At 40.9% G+C, this 26,914-nt stretch carries 26 protein-coding genes and 1 riboswitch; of the genes, 6 read left to right on the top strand and 20 right to left on the bottom strand.

Annotation, left to right across the window (positions count from 1 at the left end; genetic code table 11):
- Window positions 1–25: 25 nt before the first annotated feature.
- On the bottom strand, window positions 26–349 hold the full coding sequence (locus tag PSPO_RS13720) for a DUF3718 domain-containing protein (protein WP_010561466.1): 324 nt from the start codon (window positions 347–349) through the stop codon (window positions 26–28).
- Between the two features lie 668 nt (window positions 350–1,017).
- On the opposite strand from PSPO_RS13720, the gene PSPO_RS13715 reads away from it, so the two are divergent.
- Window positions 1,018–1,383, top strand: coding sequence for a DUF4870 family protein (locus PSPO_RS13715; protein ID WP_010561467.1), 366 nt, complete (start codon window positions 1,018–1,020; stop codon window positions 1,381–1,383).
- Window positions 1,384–1,442: 59 nt separating this feature from the next.
- On the opposite strand, the gene PSPO_RS13710 is transcribed toward PSPO_RS13715, so the two are convergent.
- Complete coding sequence (locus PSPO_RS13710; protein WP_010561468.1) at window positions 1,443–2,348, bottom strand: response regulator; 906 nt, start codon at window positions 2,346–2,348, stop codon at window positions 1,443–1,445.
- A gap of 82 nt (window positions 2,349–2,430) precedes the next feature.
- Here PSPO_RS13710 and PSPO_RS13705 point away from each other — a divergent pair, with 82 nt between their 5' ends.
- Complete coding sequence (locus tag PSPO_RS13705; protein ID WP_010561469.1) at window positions 2,431–3,228, top strand: hypothetical protein; 798 nt, start codon at window positions 2,431–2,433, stop codon at window positions 3,226–3,228.
- A gap of 1 nt (window position 3,229) precedes the next feature.
- On the opposite strand, the gene cysC is transcribed toward PSPO_RS13705, so the two are convergent.
- The 15 genes from cysC to ubiE form a co-directional block, all read right to left on the bottom strand.
- Window positions 3,230–3,826 carry an adenylyl-sulfate kinase gene (gene cysC / locus PSPO_RS13700; protein ID WP_010561470.1) on the bottom strand — a complete coding sequence of 199 codons (597 nt, stop codon included), beginning with the start codon at window positions 3,824–3,826 and terminating at the stop codon, window positions 3,230–3,232.
- 22 nt (window positions 3,827–3,848) lie between these two features.
- A complete protein-coding gene (locus PSPO_RS13695) occupies window positions 3,849–5,573 on the bottom strand; it encodes an SLC13 family permease (RefSeq protein ID WP_010561471.1) in 1,725 nt (574 codons plus the stop codon).
- 2 nt (window positions 5,574–5,575) lie between these two features.
- Window positions 5,576–6,994: a sulfate adenylyltransferase subunit CysN gene (cysN, locus tag PSPO_RS13690; RefSeq protein ID WP_010561472.1), complete on the bottom strand. Its 1,419-nt coding sequence runs from the start codon at window positions 6,992–6,994 to the stop codon at window positions 5,576–5,578.
- On the bottom strand, window positions 6,994–7,893 hold the full coding sequence (gene cysD, locus PSPO_RS13685) for a sulfate adenylyltransferase subunit CysD (protein ID WP_010561473.1): 900 nt from the start codon (window positions 7,891–7,893) through the stop codon (window positions 6,994–6,996). The genes cysN and cysD overlap by 1 nt, the downstream gene beginning before the upstream one ends.
- 37 nt (window positions 7,894–7,930) lie before the next feature.
- Window positions 7,931–9,355 carry a siroheme synthase CysG gene (gene cysG, locus PSPO_RS13680; protein ID WP_010561474.1) on the bottom strand — a complete coding sequence of 475 codons (1,425 nt, stop codon included), beginning with the start codon at window positions 9,353–9,355 and terminating at the stop codon, window positions 7,931–7,933.
- A gap of 485 nt (window positions 9,356–9,840) precedes the next feature.
- On the bottom strand, window positions 9,841–10,854 hold the full coding sequence (gene hemB, locus PSPO_RS13670; protein ID WP_010561475.1) for a porphobilinogen synthase: 1,014 nt from the start codon (window positions 10,852–10,854) through the stop codon (window positions 9,841–9,843).
- Complete coding sequence (locus PSPO_RS13665) at window positions 10,854–12,710, bottom strand: sensor domain-containing diguanylate cyclase (RefSeq protein ID WP_010561476.1); 1,857 nt, start codon at window positions 12,708–12,710, stop codon at window positions 10,854–10,856. Before PSPO_RS13665 ends, hemB begins: the two co-directional genes overlap by 1 nt.
- Window positions 12,701–13,489, bottom strand: coding sequence for a TatD family hydrolase (locus tag PSPO_RS13660; RefSeq protein WP_010561477.1), 789 nt, complete (start codon window positions 13,487–13,489; stop codon window positions 12,701–12,703). The genes PSPO_RS13665 and PSPO_RS13660 overlap by 10 nt, the downstream gene beginning before the upstream one ends.
- Before the next feature lie 4 nt (window positions 13,490–13,493).
- Window positions 13,494–13,991: a type VI secretion system-associated protein TagO gene (locus PSPO_RS13655; protein WP_010561478.1), complete on the bottom strand. Its 498-nt coding sequence runs from the start codon at window positions 13,989–13,991 to the stop codon at window positions 13,494–13,496.
- A gap of 1 nt (window position 13,992) precedes the next feature.
- On the bottom strand, window positions 13,993–14,751 hold the full coding sequence (gene tatC / locus PSPO_RS13650) for a twin-arginine translocase subunit TatC (RefSeq protein WP_010561479.1): 759 nt from the start codon (window positions 14,749–14,751) through the stop codon (window positions 13,993–13,995).
- The gene (tatB, locus tag PSPO_RS13645) at window positions 14,732–15,073 is read right to left on the bottom strand and encodes a Sec-independent protein translocase protein TatB (RefSeq protein ID WP_010561480.1); all 342 of its coding nucleotides are present in this window, start codon (window positions 15,071–15,073) and stop codon (window positions 14,732–14,734) included. The genes tatC and tatB overlap by 20 nt, the downstream gene beginning before the upstream one ends.
- A gap of 3 nt (window positions 15,074–15,076) precedes the next feature.
- Window positions 15,077–15,301 carry a Sec-independent protein translocase subunit TatA gene (tatA, locus tag PSPO_RS13640; protein ID WP_010561481.1) on the bottom strand — a complete coding sequence of 75 codons (225 nt, stop codon included), beginning with the start codon at window positions 15,299–15,301 and terminating at the stop codon, window positions 15,077–15,079.
- 37 nt (window positions 15,302–15,338) lie between these two features.
- A complete protein-coding gene (gene ubiB / locus PSPO_RS13635) occupies window positions 15,339–16,949 on the bottom strand; it encodes a ubiquinone biosynthesis regulatory protein kinase UbiB (protein WP_010561482.1) in 1,611 nt (536 codons plus the stop codon).
- A gap of 11 nt (window positions 16,950–16,960) precedes the next feature.
- Window positions 16,961–17,563: a ubiquinone biosynthesis accessory factor UbiJ gene (locus PSPO_RS13630; RefSeq protein WP_158523451.1), complete on the bottom strand. Its 603-nt coding sequence runs from the start codon at window positions 17,561–17,563 to the stop codon at window positions 16,961–16,963.
- 7 nt (window positions 17,564–17,570) lie between these two features.
- Window positions 17,571–18,323, bottom strand: a complete 753-nt coding sequence (gene ubiE / locus PSPO_RS13625) for a bifunctional demethylmenaquinone methyltransferase/2-methoxy-6-polyprenyl-1,4-benzoquinol methylase UbiE (protein WP_010561484.1) — start codon at window positions 18,321–18,323, stop codon at window positions 17,571–17,573.
- A gap of 247 nt (window positions 18,324–18,570) precedes the next feature.
- Here ubiE and PSPO_RS13620 point away from each other — a divergent pair, with 247 nt between their 5' ends.
- Window positions 18,571–20,391: an EAL domain-containing protein gene (locus PSPO_RS13620; RefSeq protein ID WP_158523450.1), complete on the top strand. Its 1,821-nt coding sequence runs from the start codon at window positions 18,571–18,573 to the stop codon at window positions 20,389–20,391.
- Between the two features lie 56 nt (window positions 20,392–20,447).
- On the opposite strand, the gene PSPO_RS13615 is transcribed toward PSPO_RS13620, so the two are convergent.
- On the bottom strand, window positions 20,448–21,458 hold the full coding sequence (locus PSPO_RS13615) for a GGDEF domain-containing protein (protein WP_010561486.1): 1,011 nt from the start codon (window positions 21,456–21,458) through the stop codon (window positions 20,448–20,450).
- A gap of 371 nt (window positions 21,459–21,829) precedes the next feature.
- Between PSPO_RS13615 and PSPO_RS13610 the strand changes: the two genes are divergently transcribed.
- Both PSPO_RS13610 and PSPO_RS13605 read left to right on the top strand, forming a co-directional pair.
- Entirely contained in the window at window positions 21,830–23,620 is a 1,791-nt protein-coding gene (locus tag PSPO_RS13610) for a DUF885 domain-containing protein (RefSeq protein WP_010561487.1), read from the top strand.
- A gap of 96 nt (window positions 23,621–23,716) precedes the next feature.
- Window positions 23,717–23,801, bottom strand: a riboswitch (cyclic di-GMP riboswitch).
- A gap of 160 nt (window positions 23,802–23,961) precedes the next feature.
- Entirely contained in the window at window positions 23,962–25,023 is a 1,062-nt protein-coding gene (locus PSPO_RS13605) for a potassium channel family protein (RefSeq protein WP_040641430.1), read from the top strand.
- Window positions 25,024–25,067: 44 nt separating this feature from the next.
- On the opposite strand, the gene PSPO_RS13600 is transcribed toward PSPO_RS13605, so the two are convergent.
- Together PSPO_RS13600 and PSPO_RS13595 are read right to left on the bottom strand one after the other, a co-directional pair.
- Window positions 25,068–25,316 carry a hypothetical protein gene (locus PSPO_RS13600; protein WP_010561489.1) on the bottom strand — a complete coding sequence of 83 codons (249 nt, stop codon included), beginning with the start codon at window positions 25,314–25,316 and terminating at the stop codon, window positions 25,068–25,070.
- A gap of 194 nt (window positions 25,317–25,510) precedes the next feature.
- On the bottom strand, window positions 25,511–25,978 hold the full coding sequence (locus PSPO_RS13595; protein ID WP_010561490.1) for an EVE domain-containing protein: 468 nt from the start codon (window positions 25,976–25,978) through the stop codon (window positions 25,511–25,513).
- 74 nt (window positions 25,979–26,052) lie between these two features.
- On the opposite strand from PSPO_RS13595, the gene tesB reads away from it, so the two are divergent.
- Window positions 26,053–26,913 (top strand): acyl-CoA thioesterase II, encoded by an 861-nt coding sequence (gene tesB / locus PSPO_RS13590; protein WP_010561491.1) that lies wholly within the window; start codon window positions 26,053–26,055, stop codon window positions 26,911–26,913.
- Window position 26,914 lies beyond the last annotated feature (1 nt).

Here is a 26,914-nt window from a genome sequence, read left to right as displayed (position 1 = left end):
ACAAAAGCAAGAAGCTTTTTAACATTTATTTTACAATGTTGTTGTTTGCAAGTTGTTCTTGGCTTGGCTCAAGTCTTAAGTGCGCAATTGCTTTGTATGAATTGTGCTTTTGTGCAAACTCAGAAAGAGAAAGGCCATTACAAAATAGCACCTCTTTAGCTTGATGTTTACGTAATCTCGCTTGCTTTAAGCGTTTTGTAATAACCACTGGTTTATCTTTAATAATTGCAGCGCAAAGGCTTGAATCTGCTGAAGAGTTTGTTGTAACTACTTGCTTGTTATGTGCTGAAGATGGCGCGCTAGTTAATGAGAGTAGTGCGATTCCTGCTGTGATTAATAGTGTTTTCATTTTCGTGTCCTTTAATGTGGCATTGGGTAAAGTGCACTGAAAAGGTAACTTAAAATTTTCATAAGAGTGTTTGAAAACTATGATGTGCTGTAACCAAGTATGTAGGAATTTTCTGTTTAAAAAGTAATCGATTAACAAGTTGCATAGTAAAATATAGGTATTCACATCTACATTGTTGCTTATTTTGCAATTAAATTCCGTTCGCCATTTAAATCAATCCGACTGTCTTAGGTTATTTAGTTAAAAATGTAAAAAGGAGCAAAAAGGTTAATTTTTTAGTGCTGGGTCATAACAAATAATTTGTTACACATGTATAGCGAGAACAAGCATAAAAAAGAGCATTTCGGCCAATACGCGCTGTTGATTTAATAACTAAATTTGTCTGATGTGAGTACTATCAAGGCAAGCTTGAATTAAGTTACAACTAAGGCAGGCTGTATTGCTGCCTTTAGTTGTTGCAATAACGCCACGCATGTACAGTGCAACAAAGCTAAATTATGTGTTGTCTGTATATCGATACAAGTAAGTAGTAGATTTATAGTTTACTGTTTTTCAGATAGTTTTTTATCTTAACAGCTCCGCCCAGTGATTCTCTTATTGCAATAATTTCAGATGCTTGTAAATTAAGCATTCTGGCAACAAATAAGTTCATCATAAGGAGATAAAAGGTGACTGACCAGGTAGTTGAAACTAACGAAAAGCAAGATGCGTCGGCAAAAAATGGCGCTAAGATTAACTATGTACTTTACCTAGCGAGCATTATTTTAGGTATTACAGGTTTGATCGGCGTGATCATGGCATATGTTAATAAAAAAGATGCACCAGAATGGCTTCAAACACATTATCAGTATCAAATCCGTACGTTCTGGATTGGTTTATTGTATGTTGTGATTGGAACAATTCTTTCTGTTGTTGTAATCGGTTTCGCAATCATTCTATTTTATCTTGTATGGCTAATTGTACGTTGTGTTAAAGGGCTTAAAGCGCTGGACAAAAACGAGCCAATCGAGAATCCAACATCTTGGATGTTCTAATCCGCTGATTCGATATGTAGAAGGGCGCCTTACGGCGCCCTTTTTGTTTTTCTAGCGGTTTAGAAGCCTATGATAGTGACTCGCCCCTGAGCCAAAGGGGGAATTTGTATCGAGATATCAAGCCGCCTATTAGCGGGCGTCTTGTAGAGATTTTCTAATTTGGGAAAGGATTGGTCGATAAAGTTAGTATTTTTTAAGCGTAAACTTTTTCGGCTTTGGTGATCAAGAAATGCCACAGCGACCTTTTGCAGTATCTGTTGACTGGTTTCCATCACATACTTACTTGGGCGTTTGGTTTTAATAACGCGTTGAATATGTCCATTTGTTACGTTTGGGTTGCTTTTTGCCAAGGTACACGCGGCATAAATATCGAGTAATGTCACGGAACGTATTTTTTGTGTTTCACAGTCTTCAAACACCGCCATAATACAGGGCAGCTTAGATTCATCAAATACTTGTGCTTTGATAGTGTTAATTGTTAGCTCGTTTGAGGTGAGCTTTACTAAGCTTTTTTCGAGTTGAGCTAGATTAGGCAGTGCCAATCCCTCTGAGAGCTCTTCTATCTCGTCGAGTATAATTTCGCTTTGCTCCGCGCCTTGCACCAAAGGCAATAGTTTTTCGTAAAGCTCCTGGTCATCAAATGGTTTGCTGAGTACAAAGTCAGCCCCCGCCTTTTGCGCTTGTTCGAGTTGCTTTGCATCGTCGATGGTAGTGATCATACCGATTTGCGTTTTTAGCTGCTTTTTACGAATCGCCTTAATTAAAGCAATTCCGCTGAGCTCGGGCATATTCCAATCAGTCAGTAAAATATGAGGTTGCCACTGCCCAATGATGGAAAGGGCATCAATCGGATTATTTGTTTTTTTTATTGAAAGGTGACGATAACCAAAACCTTCAAGCGAGCGTCTTACAATTTCAAGGGTCGCTTTGCTATCGTCTACAACAAGTATTCTCAAAATTAACATCTGTAGTTGTAGATAATTTATTCAGTATAGTCGCAAAAAATAATCAAGACTATACTTAACTCACTGTCTTACTGGAGAAGTTATGAATATCCCAGGTTTAACCTCATTCAAAGTTTTGGAAATATTAGCACTCGACCTAGGTTTGCTTATTCTTTTGGGTTGGTTTGTTATTTTATGGTTGATCCTTCGAGAGTTTAGAAAATTCGCCTATCAAGCGGGTGGCAATGGCTCGCATATTGACGATAAATTGATCGCAGAATATCAAGATTCAATCGAGATGGCGCTTAATTACAGCGCAGAAAACCGTGATACACTCGATGCGTTAATTCGAGTGCAACAAGGGCTTGAGAGTCAACTTGCCAATATCAAAGCTTCCACGTCTGATCATATAAGCAAAGAAGAAAAGGCGTCTATGGATGATTTGAATGCGCGTTTAAAAAAAGCCCATAAATTAATTCATAAGCTGAAAGGTGATTTAGACTCCAGTGTGAAAAAACTCAGAATTACCCGTGAAAAACTTTACTCTCAATACGACACAGTTGAGCGTTTAACCAAGGAAAACAAAAAAATTAGCGAGCAGTTTGAACAGTTAGAACGAGAATATGTGCAATTAACATCAAACGCCTCCACAACTTCTAGTAGTGACGAAAACAACAATTTAAAAAGAGCGCTACAGCAATACAAAAAGCAAATGGCCGAGCAAGATCAAGTTATTCAGCAATTAATGGCGCAAGGTGCGGATAATACTGATGCAGGTGAAGCGAAAAAATTACAGCAAAAATTACTGCAAGCAGAAGAGCGATTAACACATCTAGTAAAAGAAAAAGACTTTGTAGAGAAGAAGTTTCTCGACTTGCTACAACAAGTCGAGAAAAAGTAACTTAGATGATTTGGCGTTGCTTCAAAGCAGCAATGATTTGGTTAACTGAATCAGCAACTGTATTTGCGCCTGTATCCAGTGATATTTCAGGTGATTGTGATGCTTCATAGGTTGAATCGATACCGGTGAAGTTTTTAATCTCACCTGCACGCGCTTTTTTGTATAGACCTTTCGGATCACGCGTTTCACACACTGCTAACGGGGTATCTAGGAATACTTCAATAAACTCACCGTCATCTACTAGCTCACGTACCATTTTGCGTTCGGCCTGAAATGGTGAGATAAACGCACTCAGTACTACAAGCCCTGCATCGACCATTAACTTAGCAACTTCACCCACGCGGCGAATGTTTTCTTGGCGATCTTCATCGCTAAATCCTAAATCACCACAAAGACCATGACGCACATTGTCGCCATCGAGCAAATATGTGTGTACTCCCATTTCATGAAGTGCCGTTTCAAGGGCGTTAGCAACGGTGCTTTTGCCTGAGCCTGAAAGACCTGTGAACCATAAAATGCATGGCTTATGGCCTTTTTGCGCTACGCGAGCTGATTTTTCAACATGGTAGTTGTGCCAAACGATATTTTCGTCACTCATAATGGGTTCTACAATCCGTTAATTAAAATGGAAAAACAATAGGTATAAAGATCAACGCAGTAATTGAATATACTAACGACATGGGCACACCCACTTTGATGTAATCTTTTATCTGGTAATTGCCTGCGCTATACACCATCAGGTTGGTTTGATAGCCAAATGGCGAAATAAAGCTGGCAGATGCACCAAATGCTACCGCCATAATAAAGGGTAGAGGGCTGACGCCAAAGCCAATCGCTAATGAATAGGCGATAGGGAATGAGAGTGCAGCTGCCGCGTTATTAGTAATTAATTCTGTACAAAGTAAGGTCAAAAAGAAAATAACCACAAGTGCGGTGTAGGGACCAAACTGACCAACTAGACTTAACACAAACTCCGAGATTTGCGTTGCCACACCGGTATCGATCATCAATTTAGCAAGGCCAATTGCGCTACCAACTATGACAAACAGTTCCAGAGGAAATCGACGCTTTACCTCGCTGACTGAGACGACACCCCATAACATAAAGGCAATTAGTAAAACGATTAAACCTTTAACAAGTGGCACAACATCAAAAATACTCAGGCCAATTACTGCAATAAAACCCGCGAATACACAGTGAGACTGTTTTTCATCAAGGTGACTCTGCAAGTCGAGGCCTGAGATATAAACAAATTCGCGCTTAAGTTTTTTGTTTGATTGGAAATCGCTGCTCGGCGCTAAAATAAGGCTGTCGCCAGCTTGTAATTGAATATTGGCAAAGCTACCTTCTAACCGACTATGGCCGCGACGGATCGCGACTACCGCAGCTTTAAATTCTTTACGAAAATTCGCATCTTTGAGCGTTTGACCTACTAATGAACTACTGTGACTGATAACTACTTCAACAAAGTGTTCAACAGCCATTTCGTGTTTATCGTGGATAACCTCTAAACCATCAAATTGTTTTAATAAAGGCACTGATTTTAAATCGCCAGAAAATAATAAAATATCGCCAGCTTTAATTACTTGTTTTGGTGTTACTGCGGCAATACGCTTTTCACCACGTATAATCTCGGCTAAGAAAATATCTTTTAATTCACGTAAACCGTTCTCTTCAACCGTTTTGCCAATTAATTTAGAACTCGCCTTTACTTTGCCTTCGAGGTAAAACGGCGTGACTTCATCGTCGGCTTCTTGATAATTGGGTAAAAACTTTAATAGCAGCAAAATTGCAATTAATCCGGCACTTAAAACCGCCAGACCAACCAAGGTGAAGTCAAAAAAGCCAAGCGGTGCCATGCCAGCGTCCACAGCAAAACCATTGACAATGAGATTGGTCGATGTGCCAATTAAAGTGAGTGTGCCCCCGAGAATCGCGGTATACGACAAAGGTAATAACAACTTGGATGGTGCATGCGTTTTATTTTCTTTCACCGCAGAGATGAGGCTTGCAACTACAGCAGTGTTATTAGTGAATGAAGATAAAAAGGCAGTTGATAAACCTAGTTTTGTTACTGATTTTGATAAGCTTCCTTTTGCTAAGGAAGTTGACAGTTTACGAACAAATGCCGTTTTTTCGATGCCAATACTTATCAAAATCAACAATATGAGTGTGATTAAGGAAGGATTAGTGAAGTTAATAAGCACGCCTTCTAAATCAATAAGACCGGCTAAATAACTTACACTAATCGCGCCAGCAAAAGCCCACGCAGGCTTTAGTCGCGTGCCAAATAGACACGCGACTAAAACAATCATAATAAGACTAAGGCTGACTTGTTGATACATACTTATAGCTTTGAAATATCAATTGCTTGCCAGTGAGGGAAGTGTTTACGCACAAGCGCATTAAACTCTACTTCAAAGGCACTGAAGTTAGATGGTGCTTGTTGTGCATCGGCACTGTCAAGTACTTGTTCAATCATGCCAGCCGCAACGGTTAAGTTTGACAGACGATCGATTAAGATAAATGAGCCTGTTTCACGGTTTGCTACATAGGCATCAGCGAGCACTTGCTCATCGATTTCAATAGTAACAATCGCGATTTCGTTCAGCTGTAAGGTGTCTGCCTGACCGTGTGCTAGGGTGTTTACGTCGATAGTGTGGTCAATCGCAACTACTTTCGCAGTTGTTTTCTTGGTTGCCAACTTAACATTGTATTCTTTGCCTAACACTAACGGTGCTTCGTGCATCCATACTAATTTTGCTTGCAGACGGTTTGAAATTTTAGCCGTACTATTTGCTGGTACAATTACATCACCACGACTGATATCAATTTCATCGTTAAGTGTTAAAGTGATAGCTTGTCCAGCTTCCGCGCGCTCTAAATTGCCATCAAAGGTTACGATTTCTTTTACCGTTGAAGCTTTACCTGAAGGTAGTGCTTTAACTGCTGCGCCTACTGTTAATGCACCGGCTACTAAAGTGCCTTGGAAGCCTCGGAAATTGAGGTTGGGGCGTGTAACTAGTTGTACTGGTAAACGCGCTTCAAACTCGGTATTAGCCGCTGCCGCAGGCGAGTCTTCAAGTAACTCAAGTAATGGTGCGCCGGTGTAATAAGGTGTTTTTTCGGAGCGTGTAACTACGTTATCACCTTTTAAGGCAGACATTGGAATAAAACGAATGTCTTCAACATTAAGTTGCTCAGCAAACGCTAAATAGTCTTGCTGAATTTTGTTGTAAACGGCTTCATCAAAATCCACGATATCCATTTTGTTGATCGCAACCACAAACTGCTTGATGCCTAATGAGTCACAAATAAAGCTATGACGCTTAGTTTGCACTTGCACACCGTAACGGGCGTCTACCAGAATAATTGCTAAATCAGCCGTAGATGCACCTGTTACCATGTTGCGCGTGTACTGTTCGTGTCCCGGTGTATCAGCAATAATAAACTTGCGCTTATTGGTTGAGAAATAACGGTAAGCAACGTCAATTGTGATACCTTGCTCGCGCTCTGCTTGCAGGCCATCGACGAGCAGTGCAAGGTCTAGTTCTTCACCCGCATTACCTACTTTTTCGTTATCTTTATGAAGTGCTGCTAGCTGATCTTCATAAATTTGATGGCTATCGTGTAACAAACGGCCAATTAGTGTTGATTTACCGTCATCAACGCTACCGCAGGTTAATAAACGTAATAAGCTTTTGTCTTGTTGACGTGATAGGTACTGCTCAATACCTAATTCTCTTACTTCATTTGCTGTCGACATTAGAAATAGCCCTCACGTTTTTTCTTTTCCATAGAACCAGACGAATCGTGGTCAATTGCACGGCCCTCGCGTTCAGATGATGTTGATAACAACATTTCTTCAATGATGCCGGTTAAGGTATTTGCTTCAGACTCAACAGCACCTGTTAGTGGGTAACAGCCTAAGGTACGGAAACGTACAGAGCGTAGTTCTGGCTCTTCGCCTTCACGTAATGGCATGCGTTCGTCATCAACCATGATAAGTAAACCATCGCGTTCAACAACAGGGCGCTTGTCCGATAAGTAAAGTGGCACAATTTCGATGTTTTCTTGATAGATATACTGCCAAATATCAAGCTCAGTCCAGTTTGATAGTGGGAATACACGAATGCTTTCACCAGGGTTTACTTGGCCGTTATAGTTGCTCCACAGCTCTGGACGTTGGTTCTTCGGGTCCCAGCGGTGGTTCTTATCACGGAACGAATATACACGCTCTTTTGCACGTGATTTTTCTTCATCACGACGTGCACCACCAAATGCCGCATCAAAGCCATACTTATCAAGCGCTTGCTTTAAGCCTTGAGTCTTCATAATGTCAGTATGCTTAGATGAACCATGGGTAAATGGGCCAACACCCATAGCAATCCCTTCAGGGTTTTTATGCACAATTAGTTCAAAATCGTATTCTTTTGCTAAGCGGTCACGAAACTCGATCATTTCGCGAAATTTCCAATCAGTATCTACATGCAGCAGTGGAAAAGGAATTTTGCCTGGGTAAAAAGCCTTGCGCGCTAAGTGCAATAACACCGATGAGTCTTTACCAATTGAGTAAAGCATCACAGGGTTTTCAAACTCAGCCGCAACCTCGCGGATAATTTGAATACTTTCAGCTTCGAGTTGCTGAAGATGGGTTAATGCCATGATTTTGTCCTAAAACGTAAAGTTAATTCTAAATTCTTTATGCCGCATTGGTGAGCAGCTGGCTGCTCGACAAATGTGGCTGTTGTGAATTACCAAACCAAGCAAGCTCTTTGCTTAGGTTGGCAACTTCACCAATAATTAATAATGCTGGTGACTTAATTTGCTCTCTTGCGATTAAATCAGCCAAGTCATTGAGTTCACCTGTTACAACACGTTGTTCTTTACGTGTGCCATTTTCAATAATTGCAACAGGTGTCTCGGGTGCGCGCCCATATTCAAGCAATTTTGCTTGAATATGCGGCGATTTTATCACACCCATGTAAACAGCGAGAGTTTGATTTGCTTTTGCCAGAGATTGCCAATCAAGTTCTTGACCATCTTTTTTACAATGGCCTGTGACAAATTGAATTGCCTGTGCATGATCGCGGTGCGTTAGCGGAATACCCGCATATGCCGAGCAGCCTGCTGCGGCAGTAATGCCTGGTACAATTTGAAACGCAATATGGTGCTTTGCCAGCTCTTGTACTTCTTCACCGCCGCGACCATAGATAAACGGGTCACCGCCTTTTAAACGGCATACTTTTTTACCTTGCTTAGCAAGCTCAACCAAGATTTGGTTGATTTCATCTTGCGGCACGCTGTGATTACCTAAGCGTTTACCAACACACACCAGCTCTGCGTCTTTACGCACCAGTGCCATAATTTCGTCAGACACTAAATAGTCGTATACGATAACATCTGCAGTTTGCATTGCTTGCAGTGCTTTAATCGTTAAAAGCTCAGGATCACCAGGGCCCGCACCAACCACAAACACTTCGCCGCTTAACTGGTTGTCACCAGCTAAGATGTTTTCAAAGGTTTGTTCTGCAGCAGCAAGATCACCTTTAGCTACTTGTGCTACGGCATCTGAAGTAAATGCTTTTTCCCAAAACATGCGACGTTTGCTAAAACTATCTAGTTGGCTTTTCACTTTATCGCGAAAGTTACCTGCAAGCTGCGCCAATGGGCCGATATGTTGTGGAATTATGGTTTCAAGCTTTTCACGTAAGCGACGCGCAAGCACCGGCGCTTTGCCTGCGCTCGAAATCGCAATCGTAATAGGGCTGCGATCGACAATTGATGGAAAAATAAAGCTGCACTTAGGTTGGTCATCAACCACATTTACGAAAATATTCTTTGCTTCTGCGGCATCAAATACAGCTTTGTTAACGGATTCAAGATCTGTCGCCGCAATCACTAAGCTCTGGTTGGTAATATGTTGTTCTGAAAAGTAATCCTGAATGAGAATTACTTTATTGGCATTGTTAAGTGCGATTAATTCAGCGCAAAATTCGGGTGCAACAAGGGTAATGCTGGCGTTAGCTTGCAGCATAGCTTGGCATTTGCGATGCGCTACATCACCACCACCAACAATTAATACAGGCTTATTTTCAAGCTTGGTAAAAATTGGAAAATAGTCCACGAGTTGTCCCCTAAGAAAGCGATAATTTTGCGCTGTGTTATCAGGCTGATTGCATTACAGGCAAAGATTTAGCATGGAGCATAGAGAAGAGCATGGAAAGAAAAAAATAACTTTAAATCTAGCTATATTCTTTTTAGTTATATATCGACTTTGATTTTGGTTTAAGCAAGCAAAAACAAGGGGTTTAATTAAAAACGTTGTGTTTAGTGTCGATTAGCCATTATAGTTATTAGATATAAATTTTTATTTTGAGCTGAGACAGTGATGTTGCAAGTGATTTATTTATGCCTATTTGCCTGTTTTGGCGCAACGGCAACCTGTTTTTTGCAGTTTATGTATTTTTATTGGATTAAGCGAGAAATGAAATTGGTTTACTTGCAGCGCGCAGGCGCAGGCCTTGTACTTGCGATACTCTGCTATGGTGCAATTCTATTACTGCATTAGAATGAAAAAAGAGCGCTGGCGCTCTTTTTTCATGTTTTATTTCAGTCTTTCTCGTTTAACCAAATCGCAGCTTTTTTAGCGAAGTAAGTCAAAATACCATCGGCGCCAGCGCGTTTAAAAGCAAGTAATGACTCCATAACGATTGGTTTCTCGGCTAACCAACCATTTTCGATTGCCGCCATGTGCATTGCGTATTCACCGCTTACTTGGTATGCAAAGGTTGGTACGCCAAATTCATCTTTTACGCGGCGTACCACGTCAAGGTAAGGCATGCCAGGTTTTACCATCACCATGTCTGCACCTTCTTGCAGATCTAATGCGACTTCGCGTAGCGCCTCGTCTGAATTGGCAGGATCCATTTGATAGGTCTTTTTGTCAGCACCTTTTAAATTACCGGCAGAACCGACGGCATCTCTAAATGGACCATAGTAGCTCGAAGCATATTTTGCCGAATAAGCCATAATGCGCGTGTTGATAAAACCGGCATCTTCTAATGCTTCACGAATCGCACCAATGCGGCCGTCCATCATGTCTGATGGGGCAACAACATCTGCTCCAGCCTCGGAGTGAGATAGTGCTTGCTTAACTAGAATGTCTGTTGTGATGTCGTTAAGTACGTAACCGTCTTCATCAATAATGCCGTCTTGACCGTGTACCGTAAATGGGTCGAGTGCAACATCAGTAATGACGCCCATTTCTGGCACTGCTTGCTTGAGTGCTTTAACGGTACGCTGTGCAAGACCTTCAGGGTTGTACGCTTCTTCTGCTTCAAGTGATTTTTTATCTGCTGGTGTCACTGGAAAGATTGCGATCGCAGGTACACCAAGTGCCGCAAGTTCTTTTGCCTCTTCAATAAGTAAATCTATCGAAAGGCGTTCAATTCCTGGCATAGAATCAATTTTTTCACGACGACTTTTACCCTCTAATACAAATACTGGATAAATTAAATCGGCCGTTGTAAGTACGTTTTCTTGCATTAATTTGCGTGAAAAAGGGTCTTTACGCATACGACGCATGCGTGAATATGGGAATAAATCTAAACCTGATTGGGCCATTATAACTCCTCGGGGTCTTTGGGTGACTGGGTTGAATCGGCAATAAAAACACGATTACGACCTTGCTGCTTGGCGCTATAGAGTGCCTTATCTGCCCAGTCGGTATATTGATTTGGATCTAAGCTTGCATCCGCAGTCTTGCTAAATATGCCGGCGCTAATAGTCAGTTTTACATCACCAGAGCTGGTTTTTATCGCATGTTTTGCAATATTTTGACGAATGGTTTCAGATACTAACTTAGCACCTTGGCTATCGGTATTTGGTAAAATTAGGGCAAACTCTTCACCGCCATAGCGACATGCGATATCCGATGGACGACGCAATGCCCCTTTGATACTCGCTGCAACATACTTAATCGCTTCATCACCCGCTAAATGACCATATTCGTCATTGATTGGTTTGAAATGGTCGATATCCAACATCACTACAGCCAAAGGTGTTTGCTCACGACGAGAGCGACGAAACTCCATGGTGATTTTCTTATCAAAATGACGGCGATTACGCAGCCCAGTTAATGCATCAAGTGTATTTAGTTCTTCGAGCTCAAGGTTCTTTTCTTGTAGTTCTCTAAGGGTCACTTCTAGCTCAAAGGTGCGCTGTTGTATTTTACTTTCCAATTCTTCTTGGTGTAATTCTTGTAAGCGAATTGTTTCACTCTGAATGGCTTCGTTAGCTTCCGCTTCTGCAAGGCGTTTTTGTTGCTGACTGACTTTAATATCGCGCTGTTGAATATATTGGCTAATTGCAATCAGGGTTAGGGCTATACAGCTAATCAGATAACTTACACCAAACACTACCATAAGTTGGCTAAAGTAGATGCTGTAAGAAAAGAGCAATGCGCCTTTATACAAAAGGGTGATTAGCAGCGGTAAAATGCACACTACAAGTAATTGTGCCTTGGTGTCTTTTTTCTGCGCGCGAATGCCGGTTACCAGTAACAAAATAAGTACATGAATAAGCGCAAAAATAACCGCTACAGTAAGCGCGATGGTGTAGCTTAAAAAAGGTGTTATAACTACTAAAGCTAAGCTGATCCCTAGCGTAATGCGCAAACAGGCAACGTGTGGCTTAGCGAGGCTATGTAGCCCTAAAATTCGTTCGGTAAGAATGTTTAGTGGGACGAGTACAAAGATTGTTAACGCCGGAACAATGGTATGAATTAACCAAAAGCTTTGGTCAGAAATATAGCGATAAACATAGCCGAGTAACCACGCAAATAAAAACCAAACGCAAATATTAAACACTGCCGCAAGAGCAAAGCTTTGCTTTTTAGTAATTAAAAACAGCACAGATAAAATCAGCGATGATGCAAACATCACTCCTAATATCAGCCCCATAATGAGGTTGAACTTGGCTTTCTTCTCAATGTACTTATCGTGCTGCCAAAGCGATAAGTTAAGCTTCATTACACCTGCTGTTTCAGCTTTTATATAATATTCATAGTGTGTATTTGGTGACAGGCTGAGTTTAAATATCTGATCAGCATCTTTTAAATAGCGCGTTTTAATCGGCATGCTATCACCAAGTGTAAGCTGGGTTTGCGCTAAGTTGTTGCCTTTTTGATATAACGTGAGCTTATCGATATGAACAAATGCGTTAAACAAAAAGAGCTCTTGCTGTATCTGTGTATTATTATTTATCTTAAATTTCAGCCAAACAGGTGAATTACCCAAGCCAAGATTGACTTGCCCTGATTCAACACGTTGCCAGGTATTTACTGGGATTTTCTCAGGAGAGTCACTTGGTACTAGGCTGTAGTCAAATACTAACTGCGTGTATCCGTTTAATTTAGTATTTAAGGTATTTGCTTGCAGTGCACATGAGAATAACAGGCAAATAAACAAGATCAGTCGCATGCATTCACTTCCAAAGCAAAGAGTTTATGCGCATTGTTAAATGCTGCATCAGCGACTTCTTCTACAGGTAACTCATACAACTCAGCGGCTTGGACAACAACATGTGTAATATGCATTGGTTCACAGCGGCGAGATTTTGGCTTAGGTTTAATATTGCGTGGTAACAAATACGGTGCATCGGTTTCAAACAACAGCTTGTCGAGCGGAATTTGTGGCAATAATTGACGCAACGTATCTCCGCGGCGTTCATCGCATAGCCAACCCGTGATGCCAATATAAAAACCGAGTTCTAAGTAAGCCTCTAGAGCTTGCTCACTGTCAGTAAAACAATGCACAACGCCAGGCACTTTAGCTTCTTTTACTATTGCTAAAAAGTCTTGGTGCGCGTCACGCTGATGCATATAAAGCGGTTTATTAAGTTTATTTGCCAGTGCTACTTGCGCGGCAAATACTTCGCGCTGTTTGTCGCGTGGTGAAAAGTCTCGATTATAATCGAGGCCGCACTCACCAATTGCAACTACGGCGTTATCACTTGCCAGTGACGCGATGGTTTCGCAATAATTGCCTTGTGCTGTTTTCGCATCATGCGGGTGAATGCCCGCACTGGCTGTTAGATTAAAGGTGTGGGCGAGCGCAATAGCTTGGCGGCTATCATGAATGTTTGAACCAATTAGTAGCATATCCTCAATGCCTGCCGATTGGGCACGGCGAATTACATCTGCTCTGTCTTTGGCAAATTGCTCGCTGCTGAGGTTTACACCGATATCAAAGTAACGCATACGACTATTTACGTTTTACTTTAATGCCTCTGTTTCTACCCTCAACTTTCATCGTAAATGAATTAAAAAGACCTCGAGAAATGATAACAGTCTCGCCTTCTTTAACTGAGAAGTATTCTGTACCTGTTTGATGCCAAACATGACCATTCTCTAACGTCACCATAAGTTCGCCATGTGGTTTTTTCTTAACGCTAACCACAACCGAAGTAATTTCATCTGTTTCTTTATCAAGCTTTTTGTGTTCAAGGCCAAAGTTGTCTTTTTTCGGTTTGGCCTGGTTTTCGTTGTTAGTTGATGTACGTTTTGAGTCAGGCTTAGCTTTTTTATTGTTGTTCGCTTTTGCTGCTGTAAGCTCTTTTCCTGCAACAACTTGGTCATAACACTGCAAGCGCTGAAAATCATTTTCGATAAAACTACATGCTTTTAATGCCTGTGTATTAATTTCTTGCGCACTTAGCGGCAAAGTAAGTAGTGAGAATAAAACAATAGATAACTTTTTCATTTTAGTTTTTAGCCTCTTCAGGGTCTGTGTTCTTTTGATAAAATCCTGCTAGCAATAAGCCTAACTCAAAAAGGGCTAGCATGGGAATAGCCAACAATGTTTGTGATAAAACATCTGGTGGCGTTAAGAACATCGCAATAACAAATGCGCCAACGACAACATAAGGTCGCTTTTCTTTTAGTTTTTCTTTAGTTGTCGCGCCGCTCCAACACAGCAGCATAATTGCGACAGGAATTTCAAACGCAATACCAAACGCGAAGAATAGCTTTAAGACAAAGCTTAAATAACTGCTGATATCGGGTGTAATGGTCATTACTTCAGGACCAATGCCAGTGAAGAATCCCAGTACAATTGGCATTACAAGGTAATAACAAAAGGCAATGCCGCCATAAAATAAAATTACTGAGGCTGCCAGAACTGGAATTAGCGCGCGCTTTTCATTTTGATACAAGCCGGGCGCAATAAACCCCCAAATTTGATGCAAAATAAACGGGAAGGCTAAAAACAACGCAGCGAATAATGTGAGTTTGAATGGCGCAAAAAACGGCGCCGTAACATCGGTTGCAATCATGCTCGCATTTTCGGGTAAGTGCGAAATAAGCGGTGTCGCAACGAATTCATAAATATCATTAGCAAAATAAACCAATGCTAAAAATATTAACAAAATGGATGCGAGTGCTCGCATTAGTCGGTTGCGTAATTCTACTAGGTGACTAATAAAGGTTGGCGCTGGTTCAGCGTTACTTTGGTTGTTGGTCATTATTGCTGTTCTGCGCTTGCTCTGTATTTTTTTCGGTATTTTTGTAACTGTGAGTTACCGATTGCGCCGCTTCTGAAAGTTCAGTAACCGAGCGTTTTAGCTCTGGCGACAGGTTATCCATACCTTGTTGTTCTGCTTTCTTTAAGTTTTGGTGCAATTCATGAACGCGCAGTTCTTCATTAATTTCAGCTTGTACATTTGTTGCCATTTGTTTGACCGTTTTTATCCAGCGCGCTACTGAGCGTACCGCAGTAGGTAAGCGTTCAGGGCCGAGTACAATTAGGCCTACAACTAAAACAACAAATAGCTCCCAAAAGCCCATTATTTAAACCTTATCGTGCTTTTTTTCGCTGTCGGTAACTTTATCGCTTTCGCTTTTGTTTTGAATTGCGTCAGATTGTTTGTCTTCATCTGAAACTGCTTTTTTAAACCCTTTAACAGCGCCACCCAAATCACTACCAATACCGCGCAGTTTTTTAGTACCAAACAGTAATACGATAATTGCCAAGATAATAAGTAGCTGCCAAATGCTAATACCACCAATACCCATAATATGTTCTCCAAATCAGTAGATGGTTAAATTATACCTAATGATTGCTTGAATGTCGCAAAGCTCGCCAAGCGCTCACTGTTGCAGCCGTAAACAGTGCAGCAGCAGGAATAATGAAGTTAGTAACAAAAAATACTGTGCCAGTTAATGTGAATGTCATGGCAAATATTGCCCAGACTATAGCACGATTAGATTGTTGTATTGTGACGTTTGCACTCGAATTAGAGTGTTGTTTAAGTGCTTTGTAGAGTAAATCTGGCATTTCAGGCAGTTTTTCACCCCAAAATGGCAGATTTTCTTTAATTTGTGATAATACCGCTTTCGGGCCAATTTGCTGTTTTACCCATTCTTCTAAGAATGGTTTAGCGGTTTTCCAAAGATCAAGTTGCGGATAAAGCTGACGGCCCAGCCCTTCAATATAAAGTAAGGTTTTTTGCAGTAACACAAGCTGCGGCTGTACTTCCATATTAAAGCGTCTAGCGGTATTAAACAGGTTTACCAGCACTTGGCCAAATGATATTTCGGCTAGTGGTTTTTGGAATATAGGTTCGCATACTGTGCGAATTGCAAACTCAAACTCTTCAACATTTGTATCGGCTGGCACCCAACCTGAATCAACATGAAGCTCTGCAACTTTGCGATAGTCGCGGTTAAAGAATGCAATAAAGTTTTCCGCTAGATAGCGTTTATCTTCTTTATTGAGCGTACCGACGATACCGCAGTCTATACCAATATACATTGGGTTTTCAGGGTGCTCTCGCGATACAAAAATATTACCAGGGTGCATATCAGCATGAAAAAAGCTGTCGCGGAATACCTGAGTAAAGAAGACTTCAACACCGCGTTCGGCAAGCAGCTGTAGGTTGGTGTTTTGTGCTTCTAGTGCTTCAAGATCTGATACCGGAATGCCATATATGCGTTCCATAACAAGCACGTTTTTGCGGCTTAAATCGCTATAAACGTACGGAATATAAAGACTATCTGAATCTTCAAAATTACGTTTAAGCTGAATTGCATTAGCACCTTCACGCTGTAAGTCGAGTTCATCTAACAGGGTTTTGCGATACTCGTTAATGACTTCGACAGGGCGTAACCGTTTGCCATCTGGCATAAATTGACTAACTAATTTGGCCAGTTGTGCCATTAGCTTGAGATCAGAGTAAATAGCGTCTTCAATGTCAGGACGAATAACTTTAATCACAACTTCGTGTAGCTCGCCTGCGTGTTTTAGTTGTGCAGTATGAACTTGTGCAATAGATGCGGAAGCTAGCGGTGTTTGTTCAAACTGTTCAAATAGCTGATGAATATCATCGAGTTCTAGTGCTTGTTCAATTAGCTGCTTAGCTTTGTTGCCGTCAAATGGTGCGACATTATCTTGTAATAAACTAAGTTCTTTCGCGATATCAGGGGGTAATAGATCACGGCGAGTTGATAGCATTTGGCCAAATTTAACCCATACAGGCCCCAATGACTCAAGGGCTAAACGCAAACGCTGACCGACACTTTTATCTTTATGTTTATTGCCAAGCCAAAAAAAACAACTGCGCGCGAGTTTGCCATACCAAGGAAACAGGTGTGCCGGAATTAGTTCATCTAAACCATAGTTAAGAAAGGTTTTAATAATTTTATAAGCACGTGAAAAATGCACTAATTGAGCCCTTAAATTGCGTTACAAAGCTTATCTACGCGCTGCTCTAATTGCGCTAAGCCTTGCTGTAATGAGCGACACTGCTGTTTAAATAATTGCGCTTCCAGTGGGTGAATAGACACTTTTAACTCGTCTTGCAGTAAGCTGGTAAACGTTGTCTGTGATACCGCACTTTGTTTTTTTGCGTTACTAACCGCGTGTTTAATGCCATTAACTAGCGTGTATGCCGGGCCATCACCTAAATACGATGACAAATTATCAGCCCAGTCGATGTTCAGCGCGTTAAATGCCTTGCTATATTGTTGGGCAAGATTTAAATCACCTTCAAGGTCGAGTTTACCGCTGCGAATTAGTTGGGTTACTTTTTCTGGTTGCTTGAGTTCAAGCAAGGTACTTAAATCTGCGCGAATGAGGCAGTCGCTTTGGCTATCGCCTTTTGGTAAAGCATGAAAGCGTTGACCATCAAATAACAGCGTAATAAACAACGAAATATCGGTAACATCAATGGTAAGCTGTTTTCGCGTAGCTGCATGTAACCCAGAGACAAACTGCCCATCAAGCTTGATTAGTTGATTAAGCAGTTGTTCTATTGCGGCAGAAATTAGGCTCGACACCATAAGCTTAGAATTTAAACCCTTTATGAAGTGCCACAATGCCACCAGTTAGGTTTTCGTAGCTAGTCATTTCAAAACCCACATCTTCCATCATTTGCTTGAGCGTTTCTTGATCTGGGTGCATGCGAATTGATTCCGCTAAATAACGATATGATTCAGCGTCATTCGCAACTAACTTGCCCATATTCGGTAACAGGTTAAACGAGTAGAAATCGTAGGCTTTACTCAGTGGTTGGTGAATAGGTTTTGAAAACTCTAACACCAGTAAACGACCACCTGGCTTTAATACACGCTGCATTGACGCCAGAGCTTTACTTTTATCGGTTACGTTGCGAAGGCCAAACGCAATTGTAATAAGGTCAAAGGTGTTGTCTGGGAATGGTAACGCTTCGGCGTTCATTTGTACGTATTCAATGTTACCTACTTTACCTAAATTACGTAGTTTTTCGCGACCGACTTTAAGCATTGAGTCGTTAATATCGCCTAATACTACTTGCCCCTCAGGGCCAACGATATCGCTAAAACGTGCCGTTAAATCACCTGTGCCACCGGCTAAGTCAAGAATTGTTTGGCCAGCGCGGGCGCCCGAGCAAGCAATTGTGTGGCGTTTCCATAAACGGTGAATACCAAACGACATTAAATCGTTCATTACATCATATTTAGTTGCAACAGAATGGAATACATCGGCGACTAGGCCCTGCTTTTCTTCTCGTGCAACAGATTTGTAACCAAAGTCAGTTTGCTCGTCGTGTGGTTTCATTTTCAATCCTATGATTATTAACGCCCATAGTTTACTCGAATGGAATAACAAATGACAATCATCAGCGTGCCTTAGTGCTTAAATTGGGCACTTTTATTGATCTCACACTAAACTGGAATAATGGAATAAAAATTAGTCAAAACAATCGATGACCCTGAAAACCTATTTTAATGTGATTGTTGCTTTCATTATGGTCTCACTTTTTATTGTGATTACCAGTTTTACCGTGAGCAATAGCAAGGCATTTATGAAGCATCAGCTCGCTGAGCAAACTGAATTGTTGGGGTTAACGTTAGTGCAAAGTATTTCGCAGTCTGCAAATGCTAATCACCAGTTATTGACGGAGCATGTTTCGCAGTTTAGCCGTTTACATCAATATGCTTATATTAGAGTGCAGCACCTTGATAAAACTTTAATTGAAAAGCGTGTTACACAGCCCTCGACTATGCCAAAGTGGCTTGCAAATTACCTGTCTGTTTCTAGTCCATTATTTCAACAAAGTTTCGCACTTGCAGAGCAAGAGTACATGGTGCAATTGCAGCTACAGTCTTCGCCCGCGAATAACTATATCTATGACTCATTTAAAGATGTGTGTGCGGTATTTGCTTTTTTCATCTGTTTTGCTTGGTTTATTTTACATATTGCAATTCGCGCGCTTAAAGCCCCGATCGATGCTTTGCATCAACACACCAATAAACTTGCAAATAAAGAGTTTACCGAGGCACCTGAGATACAAAGTGTGGCTGAAATGAACGCGTTAATGTCGAGCCACAATCGCATGACAAATCAAGTAAAAGAGCTAGTCAACGAGCTAACTCAGCGCTTGGGACATGCTAAAAACGCGTTATACAGAGATGAACTTACGCAACTTGGTAATCGCCGTTTGTTTTGCGCGCAATTTGATCAATTGCTAAGTGATGAGAAAAACCAAAGCGGAGCACTAATATTAGTGCGCTTAAGTGAGTGGGAAACGGTTCGTCGTAAAGAGGGGTTTTCGGTAGCGCGGTCCTTTTTAGAAGATGTGATATACACCTTGCAAACACATTCAAAGCAAGGTGTTAATGCACGAATTTTTCGCTTAAACGACAATGAATTTGCGTGTGTGTTACAGCATGTTACGCGAGATGAGCTAGTTAAAGTTTTGAGTGACATGGCGTCGCACTTGGCTCGTTTGCAAGGGCAATACCAGCAAAAGAAAGAAGTATTAGTAGGCGCTGTGTTGTGGCAAAGCGGTGAGGCAATGTCGAAGGTTATGAAAGCGGCAGATGAAGCCGTTTTAATTGCTGCGAAAGAACGCAGAAAATATCATCTATATGAACCGTCTCAACATATTAAAAAAGTATCAGATATGCTAGCGACACGTGAGCGTGTTTTAATGGCGATTAGTGAATCAACACTGGGCTTATCGCAACATAGCGTAATGATGTCAGACCAAGTTAGTTTAATGTTTTCAGAAGTGCTCACGAAAATCACCCACCAGGACGAAGTGATCCCTACTTTATTACTGCAATCAAAAGCCGAGCAATTTTCAGCAAGTGGCGAACTCGATAAGCGTATTTTTAATTTGATTAGAAGTTGGTATGTAAAAGGGCAGCTGGATTTGCCTGTGAGTATTAATGTGTCGGTCCACAGTATCTTAGACGATACCTTCTATACTTGGTTGATTGGACAGGCGCATCAGTTTGCAGACTTTTTTGCTTCTATAATTTGGGAGTTCGATGAACAAATGTTGTCGCAAAGTCAGCTCGCGCCGCAGGTTATTTCTAAGTTACATAAATTGGGTTCTAAAGTAGCGATTGACCACTTTGGTACCGGAGACAATACATTATTCGCATTGCGGAAGTGGCCAGTTGATATTGTTAAGCTCGATGGTAGCTTTATTCGTGAGTTAGAACAAAAACAAGATTCTTGGTACTTTCTTGAGAATATTATTAAATTAGCGCACAGTTTGGGTGTTGTTGTGGTATGCGAGCAGCTTGAATCTGAAGAACAGGTCAAATGGGCGCAGCAGTTAGGTAGCGATGGCTTTCAGGGCTTTAAGCTCGCACTACCTCACGCGATTGGGTAACAATTGTATTAAATTTTACGCCGATTTTAGGTTAAATAGCCTTATCGCCATAAAACCTAATGCGTATTAAAAAATACGTTATTTTTACCTTGAAGTTTGGCTCTTGCGACAGAGTGTCTGGCGCCTGCAGTTAGCTGCTTAAGATCTTGCTCTTTTTCTTTCATCTCGCTAATACCTAACGAAACGGTTAGTGTTGGTAAGCGCTTACCACTGCGAGAGCTTATAAATTTTAGCTTTTCTACACCAGAGCGCATGCGTTCTGCAATTTCTTTTGCTGTTTGTACGCTAACGTCAGGCAGTAAAATCATAAACTCTTTGCCTTTAGTACGCACGGGCAGACCACTGTCTTGCACGTACGAACGAATTTTTTTGGCGACTTTACCAATGACAACATCGCCTACCGCTTGACCATACTTCTCATTAAAGTCATTAAAGTCATCAATATCAATGGCTATAGCACATAAGGATTTACCTTGCTCTACCCAAACCGCAGCTTTATCCACCATGTAGGTTTCTTTATATAGGCCGGTTAGTGGGTCAACATGGCGATGCTTTTCAATTTGTTGCAGTTGCTGCTGGCAATTTTTAAGCTCTTGTCTAGCTTGTAATAATGATTCATGCACGTGTTGTTGCGAACCTTTTAGTTCATAGCTCGCATCAATTAGGTCAGCAATAAGCTGTTTTGCTTCACTGATATCTGCATCGTCAATGGCAACTAAACTGCTATCTAATGTGGCAATATACTTGTTTACGCTATCACTGCTCTGGTCAACTGAATTATCCATAATATCAATTGTTTCTGACACACCTTTAACAAGCTTCTTTTGGCTTGAATCGTGTTCAGATAAGTAGCGATTAAATAGGTTTTCTAGGGTGTAACTATCTAATTTTTCGTCGGCAGCAAGCAGTGCTTCAATTTCTTCGCACAGCGCATCATGAGATTTTGAGATATAGCTATAGATCGTATGATAGTTGATCGGAATTGGTGGTAAGTTATACCTTTCTAAAAACCAGCAAACCTCCGTCATTTTTTGCTGCGCCTGTGCCATGGAATCATGGTACTTCATAAAACCCCAACCTCAGTGGTTAATTACTGCTTAAATATTCACCCTAAATTACTAGCAACCTTCATCCATTGAAGTCCAAAGTAATTAGAAAACAATTTTTATCTTTTGGGAATAGGAAAAGTCTATTAATTATTAAAAAAACTCCCTTTTATTTAGCTTAAATTTAACCGGTGACACGATGTGATTTCAGTGAAATATGAAAAAAATGTATGATTGCTGTATTTACTGTTTTGATTTTATTGGGTTTAAGTGTTTTTGAATTAAGTAATTTATGATTTTTTGCAATTATTTACTTACTTGGTCGCAAATAAGTTGAGATTAAAAATTGAATTTGCGTATGCTGGGTCAATTTTCTATTTTGGTTATTATTTATGAAACCGTTCAATTTATCCCTAGTTGCGTTAACATTATCTAGTACTTTATTGGTAGGTTGCCAATCTACTCAAGATATCACCGCAGCTACTTCAACGAGTGTGCAAGCGCAGAGCGTGAGTGTCTTTGAAAGTGTTGCGAATGACATTGTGGCATATCGTAAAAGTGTTGACCCGTATCAACAAAAAGAAGGTGTTAACGGTTATTTTTTACCAGATTTATCACCTGAGTTTCTAGCTAATAATCATGCCAAGAATGTTGCGTTTTTAGCGCGATTAAACGCTGTTGATGTGAGCGCGTTGGATGAGCAAAACCGGATTAACCACGCGATTATATTTTCTCAAGTGCAAAACTCGGTAGATGAGTATGACTTTAATGCACACTACATGCCGTTAACCTCTGAGTTTGGTTTTCACTCTGCATTGTCATTTATGGTGTCGCGCAGCAGCTTTAAAACCGTTGAAGATTATCAGCTTTACTTAAAACGGCTTGCAGGTGTACCGCGTTATTTTGAGCAGAATATAGCGTGGATGAAAAAGGGGATTGCGATAGGGCTAACTCAGCCAAAACCAGTGCTGTTAGGTTATGAGGACTCAATTAATGCGTTTATTGTAAAAAGCCCAGAACAGTCGGAGTTCTATAAGCCATTTAAAAACAAGCCAGAGCACATTTCTGACGCTGATTTTGCAAAACTTAAAACGCAAGCGCAATCGATTATAAGCAACAGCGTGATTCCATCGTACCAAAGCTATTTATCGTTCTTTGAAACCGAATATGCGCCGAATGCACGTGCCGAAATTGGTATTTCAACCACGCCGAATGGCAGTGAGTTTTATCAAAATCGTGTTAAGCATTACACCACAACTGATATGACCGCCGAGCAGGTACACCAGTTGGGTTTAGCTGAGGTGAAGCGGATTCGAGATGAAATGCAGCAAGTAATTGCGAAAACTGGTTTTACCGGCAGTTTTGCTGAATTTGTGCAATTTTTACGAACTGATCCGCAGTTTTACGCTAAATCGGCTGAGCAACTATTAAAAGAAGCGTCGTTTATAGCGAAAAAAGCAGATGCGCAGTTACCTAAGTTTTTTAAACTGCTACCTCGCACACCGTATGGTGTAGCGCCAGTACCAGACTCAATCGCGCCTAAATATACAACGGGTCGTTATGTCGGTGCGAATAAAGACACTGCGCCCGGGTATTATTGGGTAAATACATATGGCTTAGATAAGCGTCCGCTTTATGTGTTAGAAGCATTAACATTGCACGAAGCTGTGCCGGGTCACCATTTACAAATATCACTCAATAAAGAACTAGAAAATGTGCCGGGTTATCGTCGTAGTCACTATATTTCAGCATTTGGCGAGGGGTGGGGCTTATACTCTGAATACCTCGGCAAAGAAATGGGTTTTTACCAAGATGCCTACAGTGATTTTGGCCGTTTAACCTATGAAATGTGGCGTGCGGCACGTTTAGTTGTCGACACAGGTATGCATATGTTTGGTTGGAGTCGTGAGCGCGCAATGACCTTTATGCAGGATAACTCTGCGCTGTCGCTACACAATATTAAAACTGAAACAGATCGTTATATTTCGTGGCCTGGCCAAGCGTTATCATACAAAATTGGTGAGTTAACTATTAAGCGCTTACGTAAAAAGACAGAGCAAGCGTTAGGAGCTGAGTTTGATATTAGAGAGTTCCACTTTCAAATTTTGAAAAACGGTTCACTTCCTCTGAATTTACTCGAAGCACAGATTGACGCATACATCGAAACGGCGAAAAAAGCGTAAGGGTGAATTGCTAAAATAAAGGCTGCTCCAAAGTCCCATGATTCTTATATTCGTGAGATGGTTTCGAAGCAGCCTACATAGCCCCCGACCTGTTATCGTGGCAGCTTCGCAATCATAGGAGTGCTCCCTTAGACCGATAGCTTTGCGTCATCAGCTTTCGCTGAGTTTGCCTTTGTCGAACTTAACAGTTCAAATTAAGTCTAGAACGGGTTTCATTATTTTGCCTATCAATTTGCTGTTTTTTTACTGCAATCTAAACTGAGATAATTTCACGTACTGCTTGCTCCACTTATTAGATGGCGCTACAGTGCGTATCATTAGTAAAATAAATAATAGTTATCATGAACTTAGTTATAAAGAAAATTCTAGTAGCTATTCGACGCCATATTCACTATGTAAGTTGGACGTCGGTTGTTTCTCTGCTGGCAGCACATATGCTCTTAACTTGGGTGTGTTTATTTGCAGCGAAAGAAACAGAGTTATTAGGGATAAATCAATTTATTTATTACTACATAGTGACCACTTCGACGGTTGGGTATGGTGATTTAAGTCCCAGCTCCGATTGGGGAAAACTATTTGTAGCCTTGGTGCAAATTCCTATTGGATTAGCACTGTTTGGTGTGGTGTTAGGTAAAGTTGGACAAAGTATTACGGGGTTAATCAAGGCATCTATGACGGGCGATAAAGATTATTCAGGACAAAGCGAACATATTCTAATTTTTGGTTATCATCCTTCGCGCACACGTAAGATGATTAATTATATTTTGGCTGATAACAAGCGCCTTGAGCGACGAATTTTATTGGCCGTTGACGAGCAGATGACGCATCCGTTTTCAGATAACCCACACGTGGATTTTGTTCGCCTTTCAAGTTTCACTGATGTTGATGAACTTAAGCGTGTGGCAATAGATGGTGCTGATAAAGTAATCGTTGATGGCAACGATGATGATCATACGTTTACTACAGCGCTGAAAATCAGTCGCTTAGTGCATTCATCTTGTCATATCAGCGCGTACTTTCTTGATGAAAGTAAAAGTGAGATGTTGCGAGAACACTGTAAAAACGTGGAATCTACGAGCTCGAAGTCGGTAGAAATTTTGGTACGCTCGATGCAAGATCCAGGTTCAAGTCGTATTCAAGAAGAGCTGCTTTCAACGTTACATGGTGATACTCAGTTTAGTTTGGAAGTCGGTGAAATTAAGCAAAATGTTAAATTTGAAGTGTTATTTTTCCACTTTAAAAAGCAGTTTGATGCGACCATTTTAGGTGTAGCGCATAACCGTATCGGTGAGGGATTAGACTTGAATCCGCCGCTAGAAATGGAAATAAAACAGGGCGACATTTTGCATTATATGTCTGTTGAGCGAGTGCTCAGTGACGAAGTCGATTGGCAATCGATGTAATAGTGCATTAAGCAATTAATAAAAAGGCAACCTAGGTTGCCTTTTTAGCGAATGCGAAAATGTGGCTCCATATCGACTTCACCAAGATAGTCGATCGTTGCATAGCTAGTATCACATCTTGCGAATGCTAGGTAGTTTTCTTCTAGTTTTCGCGCAAAAGCAAGTTGATAACCATAGCGATTTAATTTATTTAATTCGACTTTTTGGGCAAAACTTAAGTTGCTCCAAAAGGCATTTAAATCACCTTCTCCTTGCCTTCTCTCCGCTGTAGGCTTATTTGTTAAAGCAGACATAATCTTTCGCAATTAAAAATTAGACAACTTATACTAAACCATTAAAAAGAATACTGTCTAGTCCGATCTGCTTACTTAGTATACTTGTAAATCGTGGTGCAATTTGATGATTGCAACAGCGAGAAACATGCCGAACGTCACTCTGGTAATCAATTCACTCTTTAAATAAACTCTTTGGCTACTCTTTTACGTGGCTATTTAAGTGAATTGCTAGTGTATTTATCGAGTATATATTGCCACTCAGATTCTCTCACCGGTTGAATTGATAGTCGGCTACCTTTTTGCACTAAATGCATATCTGCCAATTGCTGATCGGCTTTAAGCTTGGTGAGTGGAATAATACGTAACTTTTCAACGAATTCTAATGTAACACTTATCCATCTTGGGTTATCGGGAGTTGCTTTAGCATCAAAGTATTTTGATTGCGCATCGAATTGAGATGGATCGGCAAAGGCTGTTTTAATTACCTTAGCAATGCCAACAATGCCGGGTTGTTTACAGCTAGAGTGATAGATAAATACGAGATCGCCTAACGCCACTTGGTCGCGTAGAAAGTTACGTGCTTGATAGTTGCGAATACCATCCCAAATTTCATCATTTTTTGCTTTTAAATCGTCGATAGAAAATTCGTCAGGCTCTGTTTTAAATAACCAATAATGCATTACCTATTCTCGCTAATGTTAAAGTGGCAGGTGTTTGCTATTATAGCGATACTAGGAAATTACGAAATAGTGTTATGAGTCAGGTACTAAACGATCTTTTAGCATTGCTGAAGTTAGAAAAAATAGAACAGGGGCTGTATCGTGGCCCTAGCCAAGATCTTGGTTTTAAAGCTGTTTTTGGCGGTCAAGTTATGGGGCAAGCGCTATCTGCTGCAAAAGAAACCGTTGCAGAAGATAGGCAAGTGCACTCGCTGCACTCATACTTTTTAAGACCTGGCGATGTTGATCACCCGATTGTTTATGATGTAGAGAACATTCGCGATGGCCGCAGTTTTAGCACGCGCAGAGTTAAAGCGATTCAATTTGGTAAGCCGATATTTTATATGACTGCTTCTTTTCAAGTGGATGAAGAGGGGGTGACTCACCAAGCGGCGATGCCTAATGTACCAGGCCCTGAAAAACTGCCATCGTCACTGGATGTTTATCGCGAACACAAAGAACTGATCCCGGAAAAAATTCGCAATAAAATTATTTGTGACAAGCCAATTGAAATGCGACCGGTTAATTTTCAAAACCCGTTTAAGCCTGAAGTAACTCTTGCTGAGCGCTATGTATGGTTTAAAGCTAATGGCGATATGCCAAATGACCCGCGAGTGCATAAATATTTGCTTGCATATGCTTCTGATTTTGAATTTTTACCTACAGCGTTACAACCGCACGGTTTGTCATTTTTACAACCGGATATGCAAGTTGCCACCATTGACCATGCGATGTACTTTCATCGTCCATTCCGTTTAGATGAATGGATTTTATATGCTGTAGATAGCCCTTCAGCCAGTGGAGGCCGAGGGTTAGTTCGAGGGCAGTTCTTTAATCAGAAAGGTGAGTTAATTGCCTCGACGATTCAAGAAGGTGTGATTAGAAAATATGGATAAA

The organism is Pseudoalteromonas spongiae UST010723-006 (genome assembly GCF_000238255.3).
Lineage (GTDB): Bacteria > Pseudomonadota > Gammaproteobacteria > Enterobacterales > Alteromonadaceae > Pseudoalteromonas > Pseudoalteromonas spongiae.
The sequence above is the reverse complement of the archived record's forward strand: the minus strand, read 5'-3'. Positions and strand labels throughout refer to the sequence as shown.